19 protein-coding genes and 1 tRNA gene are annotated in these 18,919 nt (G+C 64.5%); 10 read left to right on the forward strand and 10 right to left on the reverse strand.

Annotation, left to right across the window (positions count from 1 at the left end):
* Window positions 1-17: 17 nt before the first annotated feature.
* Window positions 18-1,691, forward strand: a complete 1,674-nt coding sequence (locus Q0319_RS07460) for a Na+/H+ antiporter (RefSeq protein ID WP_299451604.1) — start codon at window positions 18-20, stop codon at window positions 1,689-1,691.
* On the opposite strand, the gene cls is transcribed toward Q0319_RS07460, so the two are convergent.
* The 4 genes from cls to Q0319_RS07480 all read right to left on the reverse strand — a co-directional run bounded on the left by cls (window position 1,688) and on the right by Q0319_RS07480 (window position 5,495).
* The gene (gene cls / locus Q0319_RS07465) at window positions 1,688-3,127 is read right to left on the reverse strand and encodes a cardiolipin synthase (RefSeq protein ID WP_296463007.1); all 1,440 of its coding nucleotides are present in this window, start codon (window positions 3,125-3,127) and stop codon (window positions 1,688-1,690) included. The two genes, Q0319_RS07460 and cls, sit on opposite strands and share 4 nt — an antisense overlap.
* Window positions 3,128-3,132: 5 nt before the next feature.
* Entirely contained in the window at window positions 3,133-3,720 is a 588-nt protein-coding gene (gene ribA / locus Q0319_RS07470; RefSeq protein WP_296464065.1) for a GTP cyclohydrolase II, read from the reverse strand.
* An 11-nt stretch (window positions 3,721-3,731) separates the two neighbouring features.
* On the reverse strand, window positions 3,732-4,544 hold the full coding sequence (locus Q0319_RS07475; RefSeq protein ID WP_296464067.1) for an undecaprenyl-diphosphate phosphatase: 813 nt from the start codon (window positions 4,542-4,544) through the stop codon (window positions 3,732-3,734).
* Window positions 4,545-4,679: 135 nt separating this feature from the next.
* Window positions 4,680-5,495, reverse strand: coding sequence for an inositol monophosphatase family protein (locus Q0319_RS07480; RefSeq protein ID WP_296464068.1), 816 nt, complete (start codon window positions 5,493-5,495; stop codon window positions 4,680-4,682).
* A gap of 53 nt (window positions 5,496-5,548) precedes the next feature.
* On the opposite strand from Q0319_RS07480, the gene Q0319_RS07485 reads away from it, so the two are divergent.
* Both Q0319_RS07485 and Q0319_RS07490 read left to right on the forward strand, forming a co-directional pair.
* The gene (locus tag Q0319_RS07485) at window positions 5,549-6,313 is read left to right on the forward strand and encodes an RNA methyltransferase (protein WP_296464069.1); all 765 of its coding nucleotides are present in this window, start codon (window positions 5,549-5,551) and stop codon (window positions 6,311-6,313) included.
* Entirely contained in the window at window positions 6,300-7,454 is a 1,155-nt protein-coding gene (locus Q0319_RS07490; RefSeq protein WP_299451607.1) for a PrpF domain-containing protein, read from the forward strand. Before Q0319_RS07485 ends, Q0319_RS07490 begins: the two co-directional genes overlap by 14 nt.
* Window positions 7,455-7,476: 22 nt before the next feature.
* Here Q0319_RS07490 and Q0319_RS07495 read toward each other — a convergent pair whose 3' ends face one another.
* From Q0319_RS07495 to Q0319_RS07510, 4 genes are all read right to left on the reverse strand, one after another.
* On the reverse strand, window positions 7,477-8,205 hold the full coding sequence (locus Q0319_RS07495; protein ID WP_296464116.1) for a UDP-2,3-diacylglucosamine diphosphatase: 729 nt from the start codon (window positions 8,203-8,205) through the stop codon (window positions 7,477-7,479).
* Between the two features lie 134 nt (window positions 8,206-8,339).
* On the reverse strand, window positions 8,340-8,843 hold the full coding sequence (locus tag Q0319_RS07500; RefSeq protein ID WP_296464073.1) for a peptidylprolyl isomerase: 504 nt from the start codon (window positions 8,841-8,843) through the stop codon (window positions 8,340-8,342).
* Complete coding sequence (locus tag Q0319_RS07505) at window positions 8,840-9,406, reverse strand: peptidylprolyl isomerase (protein WP_299451609.1); 567 nt, start codon at window positions 9,404-9,406, stop codon at window positions 8,840-8,842. The genes Q0319_RS07500 and Q0319_RS07505 overlap by 4 nt, the downstream gene beginning before the upstream one ends.
* Window positions 9,406-10,131, reverse strand: a complete 726-nt coding sequence (locus tag Q0319_RS07510; protein WP_296464077.1) for a tetratricopeptide repeat protein — start codon at window positions 10,129-10,131, stop codon at window positions 9,406-9,408. The genes Q0319_RS07505 and Q0319_RS07510 overlap by 1 nt, the downstream gene beginning before the upstream one ends.
* 134 nt (window positions 10,132-10,265) lie before the next feature.
* Here Q0319_RS07510 and cysS point away from each other — a divergent pair, with 134 nt between their 5' ends.
* From cysS to Q0319_RS07540, 6 genes are all read left to right on the forward strand, one after another.
* A complete protein-coding gene (cysS, locus tag Q0319_RS07515) occupies window positions 10,266-11,642 on the forward strand; it encodes a cysteine--tRNA ligase (RefSeq protein WP_299451611.1) in 1,377 nt (458 codons plus the stop codon).
* Between the two features lie 38 nt (window positions 11,643-11,680).
* The gene (locus tag Q0319_RS07520; protein WP_296464118.1) at window positions 11,681-12,340 is read left to right on the forward strand and encodes a DNA-3-methyladenine glycosylase 2 family protein; all 660 of its coding nucleotides are present in this window, start codon (window positions 11,681-11,683) and stop codon (window positions 12,338-12,340) included.
* A 116-nt stretch (window positions 12,341-12,456) separates the two neighbouring features.
* Window positions 12,457-13,425, forward strand: coding sequence for an acetyl-CoA carboxylase carboxyltransferase subunit alpha (locus Q0319_RS07525; protein WP_296464081.1), 969 nt, complete (start codon window positions 12,457-12,459; stop codon window positions 13,423-13,425).
* A 22-nt stretch (window positions 13,426-13,447) separates the two neighbouring features.
* Window positions 13,448-14,830 (forward strand): tRNA lysidine(34) synthetase TilS, encoded by a 1,383-nt coding sequence (tilS, locus tag Q0319_RS07530; protein WP_299451613.1) that lies wholly within the window; start codon window positions 13,448-13,450, stop codon window positions 14,828-14,830.
* 185 nt (window positions 14,831-15,015) lie between these two features.
* Window positions 15,016-16,275, forward strand: coding sequence for an aspartate kinase (locus Q0319_RS07535; protein ID WP_296464086.1), 1,260 nt, complete (start codon window positions 15,016-15,018; stop codon window positions 16,273-16,275).
* A 57-nt stretch (window positions 16,276-16,332) separates the two neighbouring features.
* Window positions 16,333-16,424, forward strand: a tRNA-Ser gene (locus Q0319_RS07540).
* A gap of 82 nt (window positions 16,425-16,506) precedes the next feature.
* Here Q0319_RS07540 and Q0319_RS07545 read toward each other — a convergent pair.
* Window positions 16,507-17,154 (reverse strand): TetR/AcrR family transcriptional regulator, encoded by a 648-nt coding sequence (locus tag Q0319_RS07545; protein ID WP_296464087.1) that lies wholly within the window; start codon window positions 17,152-17,154, stop codon window positions 16,507-16,509.
* 106 nt (window positions 17,155-17,260) lie between these two features.
* Here Q0319_RS07545 and Q0319_RS07550 point away from each other — a divergent pair, with 106 nt between their 5' ends.
* Window positions 17,261-18,511 (forward strand): serine hydrolase domain-containing protein, encoded by a 1,251-nt coding sequence (locus Q0319_RS07550; protein ID WP_296464090.1) that lies wholly within the window; start codon window positions 17,261-17,263, stop codon window positions 18,509-18,511.
* Here the strand turns inward: Q0319_RS07550 and Q0319_RS07555 are convergent.
* Window positions 18,477-18,899 (reverse strand): carboxymuconolactone decarboxylase family protein, encoded by a 423-nt coding sequence (locus Q0319_RS07555; protein ID WP_296464092.1) that lies wholly within the window; start codon window positions 18,897-18,899, stop codon window positions 18,477-18,479. The genes Q0319_RS07550 and Q0319_RS07555 overlap by 35 nt on opposite strands.
* Between the last annotated feature and the right edge of the window lie 20 nt (window positions 18,900-18,919).

Consider the following 18,919-nt stretch of genomic DNA (forward strand, 5'->3'; position numbering starts at 1 on the left):
CCGGGAAGGCGCCGCCCATGCACATTGTTTTTACCGTACTTGTGTTGTTGTTGGCGGTGGCGATGTCCGGGGTGGCCTCCAAGATGTCGCCGGTGCGCCTGCCCTTGCCGCTGTTCCAGATTGCGATCGGCGCGCTGCTGGCGGCCCCCGCCTTCGGCCTGAAGGTCAGCTTCGACCCCGAACTGTTCCTGTTGCTTTTTATTCCGCCGCTCCTGTTCGTCGACGGCTGGCGCATCCCCAAGCGCCAGCTGTACCAGCTGCGCGGGCCCATCCTTGCGCTGGCCTTGGGCCTGGTGCTGTTCACGGTGGTCGGCGTCGGGTACTTCATCCATTGGCTGATTCCGGCCATCTCGCTGCCGGTCGCCTTTGCACTGGGAGCAGTGCTTTCCCCCACTGACGCGGTGGCGGTGTCGGCCATCGTTGGCAAGAACCGGCTACCGCCCAAGCTGCAGCACGTGCTCGAAGGCGAAAGCCTGTTGAACGACGCCTCCGGCCTCGTGGCCTTCAAGTTCGCGATCGCGGCCGTGCTCACCGGCTCGTTCTCGCTCTGGGAGGCCAGCCTGAGCTTCGTCGTCATCGCCGTGGGTGGCCTCGCGGTGGGTGCTGCGCTCGCCTGGCTGCTCAGCCTGGGGCGCAAGCTGGTCGCCCAATGGACGGACGACGAACCCGCCATCCAGGTCGTGCTGTTGATGCTGACACCATTTGCCGCCTACCTGGTGGCCGAGCACATTGGCGTGTCCGGCATATTGTCCGCCGTGGCGGCGGGCATCGCCATGACCTATACCGATTCGGGGCCGGGCTCCTCCGCCATGCGGCTGCAGAGCAACAGCGTCTGGTCCATGCTCGAATTCGTCTTCAACGGCATGACCTTCATCCTGCTGGGCCTGCAGCTCCCCAGCGTCATCGGCTTGGCGCGGGCCGATGCGCAACAGGCCGGCGACGTGCCGGTCTGGCATCTGTTCGCCTACGTGGCGGCCATCACGCTCGTTCTCATCCTGCTGCGCTTCTTGTGGGTTTGGCTGGCCTATCACCTAAAGAGCTTCAAGTTGCTGTTGCAAGGGTCGACGGTCAAGCCGGTCAATACCTGGGTGCTGCTGGTGACCTCGCTGTCCGGCGTGCGGGGATCGATCACGATGGCCGGCGTGCTGACCGTGCCGCTGGAGATCGCGGCCGGCACCCCGTTTCCCGGGCGTGACCTGCTGATCTTCCTGGCGACGGGGGTGATCCTGTGTTCGCTGCTGCTCGGCAGCATCTTGCTGCCCCTGGTGCTGCCCAGAGTGCCCTCGCCGGTCGAAAGCATGCGGGAACGGGAGGAGCGCGCCGCCAGGCTGCGGCTTGCCCAAGCCGCGTTGGAAGGCCTGGAGCGGGCCCAGAACCGCATGCGCGATGGCTTGGACGACGATGCCGAGGCGGTGTTGACCGAGGTTAGCGCGGGCCTGGCCAAGATCTTCCGCAATCGCATCGATGCCGAGAGCGATACGCGCGAAGTCGCCGCGCGGGCCGACTTGCACCGCAATTTCGAACGGGATCTGCGCATGGCGGCGATTTACTCCCAGCGCGCCGAGCTGCGTCGAATGCGGGACAGCCGCGAGATCGACGACGACGTGTATCTCTCGCTGCTCCGGGACGTGGATCTAGCGGAGAGCTGGCTGACGGGCTCGCTGGTCAGCAAGCGCAATCCGATGCACTAGAGCATGGGGGAGAACAGGCGCGCAAAGGAGTCGAACAACCTGCGGGCGAACGTCGTTTTCCGGTCCTTGGTGACTCGGGCGGCGTGGCGCAGGTCTAGTTCGAATTGCCGGCCCAGCTGGCGTGCCATCGCCTCGCCATAGACGAGGGCGGTGACTTCGAAGTTCAGTTCGAAGCTACGCTGGTCGAAGTTGGCGGTGCCGATGAAGGAATACGTATCGTCGACCAGCAGCGTCTTGGAGTGGAGCATCCGATCACGGTATTCCCAAATCTTGACGCCCGCTTCGAGCAGTTCATCGAAATAAGAGCGGGCGGCTGCGGTAACCACCAGGGAGTCGCTGCGTTGGGGTACCAGCAGGCGCACGTCCACGCCTTTCTGCGCGGCAGTGACCAGGCTTAGCAGCGCCGGCTCGCTGGGTACGAAATAAGCCGTGGTCAGCCACACCCGCTCGGTGGCGGCGTGGATGGCGGCGATTTGCGTGCGGTGGATGGCTTGGCGCGGATCGTCAGGGCCCGAGGTGAGTATCTGGACATAATGTTCGCCCGCTGGCATGTCGGGCAGGAGCGCGTCCAAGTCGCGCTCCTCGGTCCTTTGGTGGGTGGCGTAGGCCCAGTCTTCGAGGAAGGTCATCTGCAGCCAGCGCACGGCACCGCCTTCGATGCGCAGGTGCACGTCGTGGTAGGCGTCCGGGCGAATGCGTTCGTCCTCGTCGTCGGTGACGTTCAGCCCGCCGGTGAATCCCAGCTTGCCGTCGCAGATGAGGATCTTGCGGTGATTGCGGTAATTCGTGACCGGCCGCAGGCGGCGGCCGATGCGGATATTGTGGAAAAAGCCGATCTGGACGCCCGCCTCGCGCAGCGGGGTCAGAAATCTTCGACTCAGCGCGTCGGACCCGAGCGCGTCGACGAGCAGGCGGACGGTCACCCCTTCGCGTGCCTTGCGCACGAGGAGGTCGCGGATGAGGGTGCCGATGCGGTCGGGGTCGAAAATGTAGAACTCGACGTGGATGTGATGACGGGCCGCAGAGATCGCCTCGACGAACGCGTCATAAGTTTGCGCACCGCCGACGAGCAGCTGCACGTTGGTGGCCGAGGAGGGCGGAATGTCGCAGGTGGCGCGGCCCAGCGCGGCGATGCGCGCCACCGCCGCAGGGGCTTCGTACTGTTGTTCGCGCAAGAACGCACGCTCGGTCTGGCTGGCGATCAGCAGGCGGGTCCGCAGTCGCTTGATGCGGCGCCGCTTCAAGCGTTGGGGGCCAAGAAAATAGTAGACCGCATAGCCCACGTAGGGCATGAATGCCAGCACCAGGATCCATAGCACGGTAGACAGGGGCGATCGCCGCTGCCAGACGATCCAGACGGTGACGCTGCCGATGTAGAGCGCCCAAGCCACGGACCAGGCATTGACCAAGTGGTGGTGGATCTCGGCAGTGGCCATCGCGCCTATAACGGAATGGTGTGCTTCTTGTGGCGGACCTTGGCTTCGAGATAGCGCCGGTTGTTCGGATTCAAATAGACCCCGGTCGGAATGATGCTTTCGATCTCGATGCCGTGCGCTTCGAGCTGGCTCGCCTTGTCGGGGTTGTTGGTCAGGAGGCGGATGCGTTCGACTCCAAGCGCCTTGAGCATTTGCGCGGCTGGTTCGAAGCTGCGGGCGTCTTCCGGCAGATTCAGGTGGCGGTTGGCCTCGAAGGTGTCCAGGCCCTTTTTCTGCAACGCGTAGGCCGACAGCTTGGCATAGAGGCCGATGCCCCGGCCTTCCTGGCGCAGGTACAGCAGGATGCCTCCCTCGCGCGCGAAGCATGACAAGGCTTCGTGCAGCTGCGGCCCGCAATCGCACAGCTGGGAGCCGAACACATCGCCGGTGAGGCATTCCGAATGGACGCGGACCAGCGGTGGCAGATTGCCAGGCTTGAGCTGCTGGAAGACGACGGCGACGTGTTCTTCCGCAAACCCGTTGAAAGTGACGAATTCCGGCGGCGTTCCTCCTTCTTCGAGGGGGATGACGACGCGGTTCTTGATGGTAACCATGGTTGTTCCGATCAGACCAGCATCCACAGGATGATGACCAGTCCCAGGGCGATACGATACCAGCCGAATACCCGGTAGGAGTGATTCGCGACGAATCGCATCAATGCCCGAACCACCAACAGCGCGGCGACGAACGCCGCCAGGAAACCGACGGCGATGGCAGTGACGTCGTTGTTGGTCAGCGATTCGTGGTTCTTCCAGGCATCGTAGACGGACGCTCCCAGCATCGTCGGCATCGCGAGGAAAAACGAGAACTCGGTGGCTGTGGTGCGTTTGAGGCCTGCCGCCATCCCGCCAATGATGGTGGCACCCGAGCGGGATGTCCCGGGAATCATGGCGACGCATTGCGCAAGGCCGACCATCAGGGCTTGGAACCAGGTGATTTCGCTGATGTTGGGCGTTTTCACCTCCGATTGCGGCTTGCGTTCCACCCACAGGATGATGAAGCCGCCGATGATGAGGGCGGTGGCGACCACCAGCGGATTGAACAAGACCGTCTTGATCTCCTTCAGGAACGTCACGCCGATGACGGCAGCAGGCAGGAAGGCGATCAAGATGTTGCGGGCGAACTTCAGCGAAAACCGGTCTCCCGTGAGGATTCCGCCCAGGATGTGCGCGACTTTGGCCCGGAATATCCAAATCACCGCGAGGATGGCGCCGAACTGGATGACGACCTCGAAGACTTTCGCATCCCCGGAGAAGAACTCGATCCACTTCCCGACGAGGATCAGGTGCCCAGTGCTGGAAACGGGCAGGAACTCGGTCAGGCCCTCGATGATGCCGAGGAAAAAGGCTTTGATCAGGTAAAGCGAATGTTCGGTCATGAGTATCGGCGTCCGCGGGGCGGACGGTGTTGACGGGAGCAGCTCGCGGGCGCGCCGGCCAGGACCGGCCCGCGCAGGGGTGCGCGGCGCCGGTGCCATTGTAGAGCTAACGGGAGGGTGCTTCGGCGCAGGAGGTCAGTCGCGGGCTTCTTTGAGCGGCTCGAGCATGCTCAGCAGTTGCGGGAAGACCTTCGGCGTGGCGGCGACGACCTCGCCACTCTGCATCCATCCCTGCTCCCCGTCGAAATCGCCGATGAGGCCTCCCGCTTCCAGTACGAGGAGGCTTGCGGCGGCGAGGTCCCAGGGCTTGAGGCCGCTACCGTAGTATCCGTCGAGCCGGCCGGCGGCGACGTTGGCCAGCTCCAGTACAGAAGAGCCCTGGCGCCGGACGCCGGCGGTCGACGCCGAGATCTGTCCGAAAGTCTTGGTCCAGAGGGCGAGCCGCTTGCCGCTCGTGTCGGGCGCGAAACTCGTGCCGATCAGGGTTTCGGGCATGCGGGTGCGGCGCGACACCCGTATGCGCCGGTCGTTCAGGAACGCGCCGGCGCCGCGGGTCGCGGTGAATAACTCGTTGCGGGACGGGTCGAAAATGCACGCCTGGGTGATTTGGCCGCGCTGCATCAGCGCGATCGATACGGCGTAGGTCGGCAAGCCGTGGATGAAGTTGGTCGTGCCGTCCAGGGGATCGATGATCCAGAGGTTTTCTTGCTGACCTTTGGCATCGGCCACGCCCAGGGTTTCGCCGGACTCTTCAGCTAGAATGCCGTGTTCGGGGTAGGCTGTCTTCAAAATGTCCACGATGGCCGCTTCTGCGGCCTTGTCGACTTCGGTCACGAAATCGCCCGGTCCCTTTTGAGACACCTTGACCAGATCCAGGTCCAGGCTAGCGCGATTGATGATGGCGCCTGCGCGCCGGGCCGCCTTGACAGCGGTGTTGAGCATGGGATGCATAAGGAGGCCGATGGGCTAGGAATATGGTGAAACCCCTCTAGTTTAAAGGACACATGCTATCCCGAGTCAGTTTCATCATGGTCGAGCCCAGCCACCCCGGAAATGTGGGCTCGGCGGCCAGGGCCCTCAAGACGATGGGCTTCTCGCGCCTGGTGCTCGTGAATCCCCGCGTGGCCGACGCCGTGAATCATCCCGATGCCCAGGCGCTGGCCAGCGGCGCGACCGACGTCCTGGCCTCGGCGCAGGTGTGCGCCACGCTCGAAGAAGCCTTGGCACCCGTGACCCTGGCTTTTGCCATGACGGCGCGCCAGCGGGACCTGGGCCCGCCGGCCTGCGACATGCGGCGTGCGGCGGAACACATTCGCGATCATTTGGCGGCGCATGCCGATGGCGGCGCGCATGCCGCCGTGGTGCTCGGCACCGAGCGCTCAGGCCTGACCAATGAGCAGGTGGCCCTATGCCACCGGATTTGCCACATCCCGGCCAATCCGGAATATTCGTCGCTCAATGTTGCCCAGGCGCTGCAATTGGCGGCCTACGAACTGCGTTATGCGTTGCTCGGCGCCCAGCAGTTGGCCGTCCCCGGTCCCCGGGCCGAGCCCGCTCCGGGCGAGGCGGTCGAAGCCTTGCTCGCCCACTGGGAGGAGGCCCTCATCGCCGTGGGCTATCTCGATCCCCGGCATCCCAAGAAACTCATGCCGCGCATGCGATATCTCTTTGCGCGCGCAGGCTTGACCCGAGAAGAAACTGACTTGTTGCGCGGTGTTTGCACCGCAATGATCGCCCAGTCCCGAAAGATTTCCCATGGCAGTTCTTAAGATTCCCGCTGTCTATATGCGCGGCGGAACCAGTAAGGGCGTTTTTTTCAATGCCCGCGACCTGCCGCGCGATCCGGAGCTGCGAGACCGGATCCTGCTGCGCGTGCTGGGTAGTCCCGACCCCTATTCGCGCCAGGCCGATGGCATGGGAGGCGCCAGCCATTCCACCAGCAAGGTGGTGGTGGTGGACGCTTCCGCACGCGATGACTGCGACGTGGAATACCGCTGTGGCCAGGTGGCGATAGACCGGCCGCTCATTGACTGGACGGCCAGCGGCGACAGCCTGGCGGTGGCAGTGGGGCCGTATGCCATCCAGCAGGGCTTGGTGGCCGCCAGGGAAGGCACGACAGTCGTCCGGATCTGGCAGCCCCACCCCGGCCGGTTTCTCGAGGCGCATGTCGAGGTGCGCAATGGCGAAGTGCTGGAGGATGGTTTATTCACCGAGGACGGGGTGCCCTTCCCAGCGGCCGAGGTGAGGCTGGAGTTCATCGACGAGGGGGCGACCGACTTGCTGCCGACGGGCCGGGTGCAGGACGTATTGCAGATAGAGGGCGTAGGCGAGCTGCCGGTTAGCCTCATCCGCACCGACGAAGTCTCTATCTTCGTGCGCGCGGCGGACCTCGGCCTGAACGGCCGCGAAAAACCGGATGCGTTCAACCGCGATGCCAAGACCCTGGCCCGGCTGGAGATGGTGCGCAGGGAGGGCGCAGTCGCCATGGGGCTCATGTCCCGCGCGCGGGCGGAAAAGCCCGGGGCGTCGCTGCCCAGGCTGGTGTGGGTCGCCCCGCCTATGTCCTATAAGAGCGTCAGCGGCATGGATGTTCCCAAAGACAGCATCGACGTGCTCGCGCGCGCCATGGCCGACGGACGCATGCAGCGCGGCTTCGGTACCCGCAGCGCCATTTCGTTGGCGGTTGCCGCCGCGGTGCCGGGTTCGATCGTGTCGCAAGTGGCGCGTACGCTACCTGGCGTTGCCACCCGCATCGGTCATGCAAGCGGGGTCCAGGCCGCGTGGGCAACGGTGGTACGCAAGGGGTCCGGCTGGGCGTTGGAGCGCGCCACGGTCTCGCGCACGGCACGTTGCCTGATGAGTGGGTGGGTCCACGTGCCCACCGGTCCGGGTCGTTTGTGCGGATTGTGAAGATCCGGCCCCGGGGCGGGGTTCAGCGTTCTGGCGCGATGTCGTGGTAAGCGGGGCCGTCGCGGTCGATTTCCAGCCAGCCTCCGCGCGGATCCGCCGGGTCGTCCAGGTCCCAGTCGGGTAGCACCCATCGTTCGCAGCGCCGGCCATCCATTTCGAACACGTCCCGGCCAGGCCGATGGGTGTGGCCGTGGATCATGCGCGTCACGCCATGGGCGCGCAACGCCGCTTCCACGGCTTGCTGGTTCACGTCCATGATGTCGGCAGCCTTGCGGCTTTTCTCTGCCATGCTGCGCTCGCGGAGTTGGCGCGCCATGGCCTGTCGCGCCGCGAGCGGCTGGGCCAGGAATTGGGCCTGCCATTGGGGGTCGCGGACCATGGCACGAAATTGCTGGTATTCCACGTCGTCCGTGCACAGCTCGTCGCCGTGAGAAAGGAGGAACTTGCCCGCGTCGGTGGCGATCAGCGCTGGGGCCGGCAGCCTGTGCGTGCCCGTGGCTTCGGCCAAGCGGCCGCCCATCAGGAAATCCCGGTTGCCGCCTGCGAGGTACACGGGAATGCGCGCCCCGGCGGCGCGCAGGCCGGCAACGACTTCCTGCAGCCACGGTGCGGGGGCGTCGAGCTCGTCGTCGCCCACCCAGGCGTCGAAGACATCGCCGGGCAGCAGCAAGGCGGAGGCGCCCTCCGCAGCGCCTTGCAGGAAAGCGAGGAACGCTTCAAGCGTGGCAGGGCCGTTTGGGCCCAAGTGCATGTCGGAGGCCACCCATACCGGGCCGTTGAAGGTGAGCGTGATGAGGGAACCGGGCACGTAAATCCTCGAAGAATGCGTGGAATGCGGGCTTCTCCCGGCCGGGCGCGAGTGGCCGGCCGGGAGAAGCCTGCCGTTTACTGAACGAGTTCAGCCTTGGTGATGACGACGTCTTCGACGGGGACGTCCTGATGGCCGGCACGATTGCCGGTCTTGACGGCTTTGATTTTGTCCACGACGTCTGCGCCTTCCACGACCTTGCCGAAGACCGCGTAGCCCCAGCCCTGGGGCGTCGGCGAAGTGAAGTTGAGGAAGTCGTTGTCGGCGACGTTGATGAAGAACTGCGCCGTGGCCGAGTGCGGGGCGCTGGTGCGGGCCATGGCGATGGTATAGCGCTTGTTCTGCAGTCCGTTTGCGGCTTCATTCTCGATCGGCGCCTTGGTGGGCTTTTGCGACATGCCGGGTTCGAAGCCGCCGCCTTGGATCATGAAGCCGTTGATGACGCGGTGGAAAATCGTGTTGTCGTAATGGCCGCTCGTTACGTAGGAAACGAAGTTCTCGACGGTCTTGGGCGCCTTTTCGGCGTCCAGTTCCAAGCCGATCAGGCCCTGGGTGGTATGCAGGTTGACGCGGGTTGTCATTTGCTCAAAACCTCTGCTTTTTCGATCACGATGGGTTGGACGGGGACGTTCTCATGAGGGCCCCGCGTGGTGGTGGGCGTGGTCTTGATCTGGTCGACCACTTCTTTGCCCTGGATGACCTTGCCGAAAACCGCATAGCCCCAGCCCCTGGCCGTGGGGCCGCGATGGTTCAGAAAGTCGTTCTCGGCAACGTTGATGAAGAACTGGGCCGTGGCCGAATGCGGATCCGGGGTACGGGCCATGCTTACCGTATAGGCGGTGTTTTTCAAGCCATTTGAGGCTTCGTTACGTATCGGGGCGCGGGTGGGTTTCTCCCGCATGTCTGCGGTGTACCCTCCGCCCTGGATCATGAATCCGTTAATGACGCGATGGAAAATGGTGCCGTTGTAGTGTCCATCGCGCACGTATTGCAGGAAGTTGGCGACGGTAGCCGGCGCCCGGGCATCGTCGAGTTCGAGCACGATGCGGCCCGCGGTAGTTTGGAGCGCGACTTGGGGCGCGGCGAGTACGGCTGGCGAGGCCAGGGTGCACGCCAGCGCCAGGCTTGAAAACAGCAGTTTCATCAGGGCGTCCGGGATTGGGGTTGGGAAGGGCGCGACGGTTCCAGCAATTTCCTGGTTTCGGCGCCTTTCTGGCGGGTGCCGTCGCTGGGGTCGAGTTTGCTGGCGGCGTCATAGGAGCGCGCCGCCAGCATGATATACAAATCCCCCAGGTTCTCGCGTGCCACGGCGTAGTCCGGGGCGGTGCGTATCGCCATCTCGAGCGCCGTCCTGGCCTCGTCGAGCCGGCCGTCGGCGGCTTCCAGCACCGCCAGGTTGTTCCAGGGCTCGGGCAGCTCCGGGAAGCGCTGCGTCATGTCGCGGTAGATGTCCTTGGCTTCTTCCCGCCGGTTCAGTTGGTTGAGTGCCGCGGCCTTCAGGAATAGCAGCTGCGCGTTGACGGTGTGGGGGGATTTTTGCCGATCTTCGTCCAAGCGCTCGTCGATTTCCGCCAAGGTGTCGGCCGCATCAGTGCCCTGGGCGAGCTGGCGCTCGAGCCGTTCGACCATGGCCCGGGTCGATTCGGGCAGGCTGGTGTCGACGCCGGGTTTGAGCCGGTCCAGGAAATTGCTGAGCCATGGGATGTCGCCGGAGGAGGAGGGGGCCAGCGCGGGCGGCGTAGCCGTGGTAGTCTGGGCGGGCAGTGAGCCGGGCGCCAGGGATGCGAGCGTCGCGAGCGCGGCGAGGAATACCAGCCGGCCTCGGCGGGTTCCGCTCGAGGCGGACGAGATAGCTTGGTTCTTGGCCAAACGGTTCTGCCTGAAGGTAGGGAGACATGCCGTCCAGCCGGACCGGCATCCTCGGTTGATATAATCACCCCGATTTTAGCCCCGGTAGTGGTCATTCCAGCCGGGGCTTACCGTTTTCAGCCTGTAACGCGCTCATGCTCCATATCTACAATACGCTCGCCCGTGACAAGCAACCCTTCCAGCCCGTGGAGCCTGGGTGCGTGCGCATGTACGTCTGCGGCATGACGGTGTACGACTACTGCCATCTCGGCCATGCCCGGATGCTGATCAGCTTTGACGTGGTCCAGCGCTGGCTGCGCGCCAGCGGTTATCGCGTCACCTACGTGCGCAACATCACGGATATCGACGACAAGATCATCCGCAAGGCGGTGGAAACGGGCAAGCGCATCTCCGAGGTGACCGATTTCTTCATCCAGGCCATGCACGAGGATGAAAAAGCCCTCGGCGTCCAGCCTCCGGATTTCGAGCCGCGCGCGACGCAGCACGTGGGCAAGATGCTCGAGATCGTGCGCTTGCTGGAGCAGAAGGGGCTGGCCTACCGCTCCGATGACGGAGACGTCAATTTCGCGGTGCGTCGCTTCCCCGGCTATGGCAAGTTGTCGGGCAAGTCGCTCGATGATTTGCGGGCGGGCGAGCGGGTGCAGGTGGACGCCTCCAAGCGGGATCCCCTCGATTTCGTGCTGTGGAAGGCGGCCAAGCCCACTGAGCCTCCCGAGTCGCGCTGGGATTCCGAATATGGCCCCGGTCGGCCGGGCTGGCACATCGAATGCTCGGCCATGAGCCACGAATTGCTGGGCATGCCCCTCGATATCCACGGCGGCGGCCCCGACCTGAAATTTCCGCACCACGAGAACGAGATCGCCCAGAGCGAGGGCGCCTACGGCGGCACGCTGGCCAATACATGGATGCACTGCGGCCCCCTGATGGTGGATGCCGAGAAGATGTCCAAGTCGCTCGGCAACTTCTTTACCGTCCGCGACACGCTCAAGCACTACGATGCCGAAGTGATCCGTTTCTTCGTGGTCCGCAGCCACTATCGCAGCCCGCAGAACTACGCGGCGGATAACCTGGCCGACGCCCGGGCGGCGCTGACACGGCTCTACACGGCGCTGGGCAATGCTCAGCCCGATGAGGCGGGCATCGACTGGGACGATCCGTCGGGCCAAGCCTTCAAGGCCGCGATGGACGACGACTTCAACACCCCCGAGGCCATCGCCGTGCTGTTCGATCTCGCCGCGGCGGTCAACAAGACCGGCTCGGCGCGGGCCGCGGGCCAGTTGAAGGCGTTGGGCGGGCTGCTGGGGCTATTGCAGCAGGAGCCCCGGGCATTCCTGCAGGGCAGGGAGTCGGGCGACGATGCGGCCCGTATCGAGGCGCGCATTGCCGAACGGGCACAGGCCAAGAAGAACAAGGACTTCGCGACGGCTGACCGCATTCGTGCGGAATTGTTGAGCGAGGGCATCGTCCTCGAGGACAAGCCGGGTGGCGTGACGCTCTGGCGTCGCGCTTGAGCGCGGTTTACGCTGAACATCTGATGAAGTCCGAAGTCATGGCCGAGACCGGCGAGCACACGTCCGCGGCGCCGCTCGACGGTGCCGAGAAACCTGCCTACTGGGATGCGGCGGTGGCGCACCTGGTCAAGCGGGATCGCATCTTGCGAAAACTGATCCCGCAGCATCCGGAAGTGCACCTGTCGACCCAAGATGAGCCCTTCGTCACGTTGGCGCGGGCCATCATCGGCCAACAGACGTCCACCCGCGCGACGGCCGATGCACTGTGGGAGCGTTGCCTGGCGGCATGCGGCCGCCGCGTGACGCCGGCCGTGGTCGCCAAGCTAGGCCTGGAAGGGTTGCGCGCGGCGGGTTTGTCGCAGCGAAAATCCGAGTATTTGGTGGATTTGGCCCTGCATTTCCAGGAACGCCGGGTGCATCCGGCGAAATGGGCGCACATGGACGACGAAGCCGTCATAGGCGAACTGACCTCTATCCGGGGAATAGGACGCTGGACAGCAGAGATGTTCCTGATTTTTAATCTGCGGCGGCCGGACATCCTGCCGCTGGACGACCCGGGCCTGTTGCGTGCGATTTCATTGCACTATTTCAGCGGCGAGCCCGTTTCGCGATTCGAGGCACGGGAAGTCGCGCAGGCCTGGAAGCCTTGGTGCACGGTTGCGACATGGTACTTGTGGCGGAGCCTCGCCCCCCGGTAACCGTAGGCTCTGGGCCGAATAAATGGGCGTTGCGGCATGCCGCGGCGTGATGGAGTAATTGAATTGTTGATGAAACGAGCCGAACGCCTCGCGTTCATTGCCCCTTGGGAGGCCTGATGCGCAACGCATTTCTCGAATTTGAACAACCGCTGGCCGACCTCGAAGGCAAAATCGAGGAATTGCGCTTCGTCCAAGCCGATTCCGCAGTCGACATTTCCGAGGAAATCAGCCGGTTGCAGCAAAAGAGCCAGGCGCTGGCCAAGGAAATCTATTCCAAGCTGACGCCTTGGCAGACCGCCCTCGTGGCGCGTCATCCCCAGCGGCCTTATACGCTGGACTACGTGCGCGAGATTTTTACCGATTTCCATGAGTTGCACGGCGACCGCATGTTTGCCGACGACCGGTCCATCGTCGGCGGCCTGGCGCGGTTCAACGGCACGCCATGCATGGTGATCGGCCACCAGAAAGGCCGGGATACCAAGGAGCGCGCCGCACGCAATTTCGGGATGCCCCGCCCCGAAGGCTATCGCAAGGCCTTGCGCCTGATGCGACTGGCGGAGAAATTCGGACTGCCCGTGTTCACCTTTGTCGACACGCCCGGGGCGTACCCGGGAATCGACGCCGAGGCGCGGGGGCAGTCGGAGGCCATCGGCCGCAATTTGTACGCCATGGCGGAGTTGCAGGTGCCCATCATCAGCACCATCATCGGCGAGGGCGGCTCGGGCGGCGCGCTCGCCATCGCCGTGGCCGATTGCGTGCTCATGCTCCAGTACGCGACGTATTCCGTCATCTCGCCCGAGGGTTGCGCATCCATCCTATGGCGCAGCCAGGAGAAGGCGGCCGAGGCCGCCGAAGTCTTGGGCATCACCGCCCACCGCTTGAAGGCGCTCGGCCTGATCGACAAGATCGTCAACGAGCCGGTCGGCGGCGCCCATCGCGATCCGAAGCATATGGCCCAGCTGCTTCGCCGTGCCTTGGCGGATGCACTGCGCCAGTTCCAGGGCGTCAAGCCGAGCGATCTGGTCGCCACGCGGCTCGAACGGATCATGGCCTATGGCCGGTTCAAGGAAACCGTCCAGGGCTGACTCGGGCGCGGACGTCGCAACATTGCATGCGTCCGAGCTCCTGAGCCGGGCGCTGGACGACCTGCCGCCGGTGGAGGGTAGCGCGGGCGTCGCTTTTAGCGCTGGGCCCGATTCGGCCGCGTTGGCCGTCATGGCCGCCGAGTGGGCGCGGCGGCGCGGCCTGCGCCTGTGGTTGTTCCACGTCCATCACGGTTTACATCAGGACGCCGATGCGTGGACCGATCGTGCCGCGGACCTTGCCCGGCGGCTGGATTTGCCGCTCCTGGTGCGCCGGGTGAAAGTCGATTCCGACGATCCGGCAGGTATCGAGGCCGCAGCCCGCGAGGCGCGCTACGGCGCGCTCGCCGACATGGCGGCCGAGGCAGGAGTCGCTACCATTCTTCTCGCCCACCACCTGGACGACCAAGCGGAGACCGTGCTCCTGCGACTGTTGCGCGGAGCCGGGCCGGATGGCATGGGCGCCATGGGCCGGGAAACCTGGAAGGAAGGCATTCGCTACCTGCGGCCTTGGCTAGCCGTGCCCAGAAGTCGGATACTTGCGTTCATGCAAGCCTATTCGGCGCGCTCCGGATTCGAGGCCGTCCTGGATCCCAGCAACCTCGACACCCGCTATGCCCGCGGTATTCTCCGTGCGCAGGTGTTGCCGGCCATCGAGCGCCATTGGCCGGGATATCGGTCTACACTCGAACGGTTTGCGCGCCGGTCCGCCGAAGTGGCGGCCCTGTTGAAGGAGGTGGCGCAGGCCGACCTGGAGATGATCCAGGAACCGAGGCCGCCCTATGGCAACGCGCTGCGCTTGTCGGCGTTGAACCGGCTGGCGCCGGCGCGCCGGGCAATGGTGCTGCGGCTTTGGCTGGCCGGGCATGGGATGGCCGCGCCGCCTGAAGCGCGCCTGCGGGAGATGATCAGGCAGCTGCAGGACGCGGCGCAGGACAGACAGTTGTTGCTGCGTCACGGCGACATGCAAGTGCGCCGCTATCGGGATCATGTGATCGTGGACAGCAGGGACTCCAGGCCGCCCGCCGCCCGGGCGGCGAGCGTTGAATTCCGGTGGGATGGGGAGCCTTCCGTGCGGCTGGATGCGATGGAGGGAACTCTCTTGTTCCTGATCGAGGAATCCGGCATCGATCCGGCATGGCTGCGCAATACCGGCTTGACGATGCGCCGGCGGCGGGGTCGCGAGCGGCTGCAAGTGTCGCCGCAGACTCCCAGCAGGAGCTTGAAGAACCTCTACCAGGAGCGCGGCATCCCTAGCTGGGAGCGCGAACGCCTGCCGCTACTCTACCGCGGCGACGTCCTGGTCTATGCCGCAGGCTTGGGCCCCGACGCCCGCACTCCCCGGGCCTCGCCCGGCGTCCGGCTCGAATGGCGTCCGGATCACCCCGGTGCAACAGTGATGTTTTGACCGCACGGGCTGGCTGGTGCCGCAGCGCTGCGGTGCACTTGCAATTTTTCGCCCGCTGGAGCAGGGGGCAATTTTGCGCGCTCCGGAAAGGTGCGGTAGCATTTATGGTTAGCCTTTTTCCCGGGGCTTGGCATTTCCTCGCCGGATCTTCCGGGGCCTTCGGGCCTATAACCAGCGACAAGATAATGGCACTAATCGTTCACAAGTATGGCGGTACGTCGATGGGCTCGGTCGAGCGCATCAAGAACGTGGCGCGGCGCGTGGCCAAATGGCACGCCGCCGGCCACCAGATCGTGGTGGTTCCCTCGGCCATGTCGGGCGAAACCAACCGGCTGATCGCCCTAGCCAAAGAAATCCAGGATCAGCCCGACCCGCGCGAGCTCGACATGATCGCCTCCACCGGCGAGCAGGTCAGCGTGGGCCTGCTCGCTCTCGCGCTCCAGTCCTTGGGCGTGGATGCGCGCAGCTATGCCGGCTGGCAGGTGCCGGTGCGCACCGATTCCGCCTACACCAAGGCCCGCATCACCTCCATCGACGACAAGCGCATACGTGCTGACCTGGACGCCGGGCGCGTGGTGATCGTCACGGGCTTCCAAGGGGTGGACGACGAAGGCAATATCACCACCCTCGGCCGCGGCGGCTCCGACACCTCGGCCGTGGCCGTCGCTGCGGCGCTGAAGGCTGCGGAGTGCCTGATCTACACTGACGTCGACGGCGTTTACACCACCGACCCCCGGGTGGTCCCCGAGGCTCGCCGGCTCAATGTCGTGTCGTTCGAAGAAATGCTGGAAATGGCCTCGCTGGGTTCCAAGGTCCTGCAGATCCGCTCGGTCGAGTTCGCCGGCAAGTACCGCGTGCCCACCCGCGTACTATCTTCGCTGACCGACCCGATGATTCCGCTCGATGAAGAAATGAAGTCGGGCACCCTGATTACTTTTGAGGAAGACGAGAAAATGGAAGCCGCCGTTGTTTCCGGCATCGCATTCAGCCGGGACGAAGCCAAGATCACCGTCGTGGCCGTGCCGGACAAGCCGGGCATCGCCTTCTCCATCCTGGGGCCGGTGGCCGATGCCAATATCGACGTCGACATGATCGTCCAGAACCAGTCCGTCGATGGCACGACCGATTTCTCCTTCACGGTTCACCGCAACGAATTCAAGAAGGCGCTCGACGTCCTCAACAACCAGGTCGTCAAGGCCGTCGGTGCCCGCGAGGTCGTGTCCGACGACAAAGTATGCAAGGTGTCCATCGTGGGCATCGGCATGCGTTCGCACGCCGGCATCGCCAGCCAGATGTTCAAGGCGCTGGCGGAAGAGGGCATCAACATCCAAATGATCAGCACCAGCGAGATCAAGACCTCGGTCGTCATCCAGGACAAATACATGGAGCTGGCCGTGCGTGCGTTGCACAAGGCGTTTGGTCTCGATCAACCCGCAGAACAATAAAATTTCTCGCTTTTCGAGGCGAAATCCCCTCGTGGCGTGGTAAACTGCTCCCCGTTCGGAAGCGTGCCCGAGAGGCCGAAGGGGCTCCCCTGCTAAGGGAGTATGCGGCTAAAACTGCATCGTGGGTTCGAATCCCACCGCTTCCGCCAGGATAGAAACCCCTTGGCTCGATGAGAGCCAGGGGGTTTTTCTTTTCGTCTCCTCGTCGATTCGAGTCCGAATCCGCGATCTTCATTCCCCGCCTGGCGAAGCGGCCGCCTGCTGCAAGGCCTGGATCGCCAGCGCCGCGATCGCGAGCAATTCCTGTTTGGTCGCGCCGTCCCTCGCCTGGATGGACATGCCTTGCACGATCGCGCCGAGATAGCGCGCGAGCCCGCCGCTGTCGAGCCCGGCCTTGAATTCACCATCCTCGATGGCCTTGTTTATGCGGGCCTGGAAGGCCATGATCGTGGCGTTGCGCAGTTGCGCGAGATGCCGCGCTTCGTCCCGGTTTTCTTCCGCGCAAGTCAGCGCCGACATGGAAATCATGCACCCGCGCGGCCGTTTAGGCTTGCAGAATTCGTTCGCCGATTCCGTCAGCATGCGTGCGAATCCGGCCATGGCCGAGGGCTCTTCCTCCAGTGCACGGATGGTGAAGGCACCGACGTGCTCCCGGTAATGCTCGAGCGCTTCGCGATACAGCGCCGATTTTGAGCCGAACGCGGCATACAGGCTCTGTGGCGTAATGCCCATCGCCGCCGTCAGGTCCGTGACCGAGGCGCCTTCGTAGCCGAGTTTCCAAAACGTCAGCATGGCTTGGTGCAGCACGCGCCGGCGGTCGAAGCTCAGCGGCCGGCCGCGTCGCCTTGGAGGCTCGCCTTGATTTATCACAGTAGTCATTGTTGAAAATGATGCCTGCGCGTTGTAGATTTAATGAGTGATCATTGTGAATATTCTATCGGCCACGCATCGCGTTCGCCATGCCCGAATGAAGGCTTGCATCGACATGGAAGACCAGACTAGGTTGCGTGTGGCCGCGGCCACGCTCGCCGCGGCTTTGCCCGCGGCTTCCGCCGCAGTACCTCTTGCGTTCCCAGCTCTCGACGCCATCGTGACTGCTGCCGTGGAAGAACAGCGCATCGTTGGAGCCGTGGTACTCGTCGCGCTTGGCGGCAAGGTGGTCTACCGGCGCGCGGCAGGTTATGCCGACCGCGAAAGGAATCGACCCATGCAGGAGGATGCCATTTTTCGCCTGGCATCCGTCACCAAGCCTATGGTCTCGGCAGCTGCATTGAGGTTGGTAGAGCAAGGCAGGCTGGACCTGCGGGCTCCCGTCACCCGCTGGTTGCCGGAGTTCCGTCCGCGCTTGCGGGATGGACGCTCGCCGGTGGTCACGGTGCATCAGTTGCTGACCCATACGGCGGGATTGAGTTACGGCTTCATGGAAGCCGAGGACGGTCCCTATCGCCGGGCGGGGGTGTCCGATGGCTTGGATGCGGGCGCTTGCTTAGGGGAGAATCTCCGGCGCATCGCCGGCGTGCCGCTGGCGTACGAGCCGGGCGCGGGTTGGCGTTATTCCGTTGCCCTCGACGTGTTGGGTGCCGCCATGGGCGCGGCCGTAGGCGAGGCCTTGCCGGAGATCGTCCGGCACGAAATCACCCAACCCTTGGGGCTGGAAGACACAGGCTTCACCGTTCGCGATATTTCGCGTCTCGCCGCACCTTATCGGGACGGGAGTCCGGCGCCAGTCCGAATGTCTTCGCCGACCCGCGTGCCGTTTGGCGCGTCGGCCATTGTCTTCGATCCCGAGCGCGTCCATGATGCGCGCGCCTATCCCTCGGGCGGTGCCGGGATGGTCGGGACGGCGCCCGATTTCATGCGGTTCCTGCTGAGCTTGCGGCCAAGCGCAACCTTGCGCGTGCTAGCCGCGGAAACGGTTGCGCTCATGATGCGGGACCACGCCGGCCCGCAGGCCGAATCACAGGGCCCGGGCTGGGGGTTCGGCTACGGCTGGTCCGTGCTGACGGACCCGGCCAGGGCGGGCACGCCCCAAGGCCGGGGCACGATCCAGTGGGGCGGCGTGTACGGCCACAACTGGTTCTTCGATCCGGTGAACGACGTGGCGGTCGTCGTCTTTACCAACACTGCGCCCGAAGGCATGTCGGGCCGGTTTCCCCGGGCAGTGCGGGATGCGGTGTATGCATGGCTGGCTGGCGATGCGGTCAGATCCCCATCTCCGCAAACACCTCCAACATAACCCGCTGCGCATCCAGGGCAGCGGGCACGCCGCAGTAAATGGCGGCCTGCAGGAAGACTTCGTTGATTTCTTCCTTGGTCAGGCCGTTGTTGATCGCGCCGCGCACGTGCAGGCGCAGCTCGTGGGGACGGTTCAGCGCCGTGATCATTGCCAGGTTCAGGAAGCTGCGGGTGCGGCGGTCCAAGCCAGGCCGGTTCCAGATGTCGCCCCAGCAGTACTGCGTGACCAGTTGCTGCATTTCCATGCGCAGCGGGTCTTTTCCAGCCTGGGCCAGCGCGTTGTCCACGTGTTCGCGGCCGAGCACCTGGCGGCGCGTGGCCAGCCCTTGTTCGAACAGGGATTCGTCGTAGTGGCCGCCAAGGGCGGTGCGGGTCGTTGGGTTCGACATGCGCTTTCTCCTCCTCGCTG

The sequence above is a fragment of the uncultured Pigmentiphaga sp. genome, from assembly GCF_937950555.1.
GTDB lineage: Bacteria > Pseudomonadota > Gammaproteobacteria > Burkholderiales > Burkholderiaceae_B > Pigmentiphaga.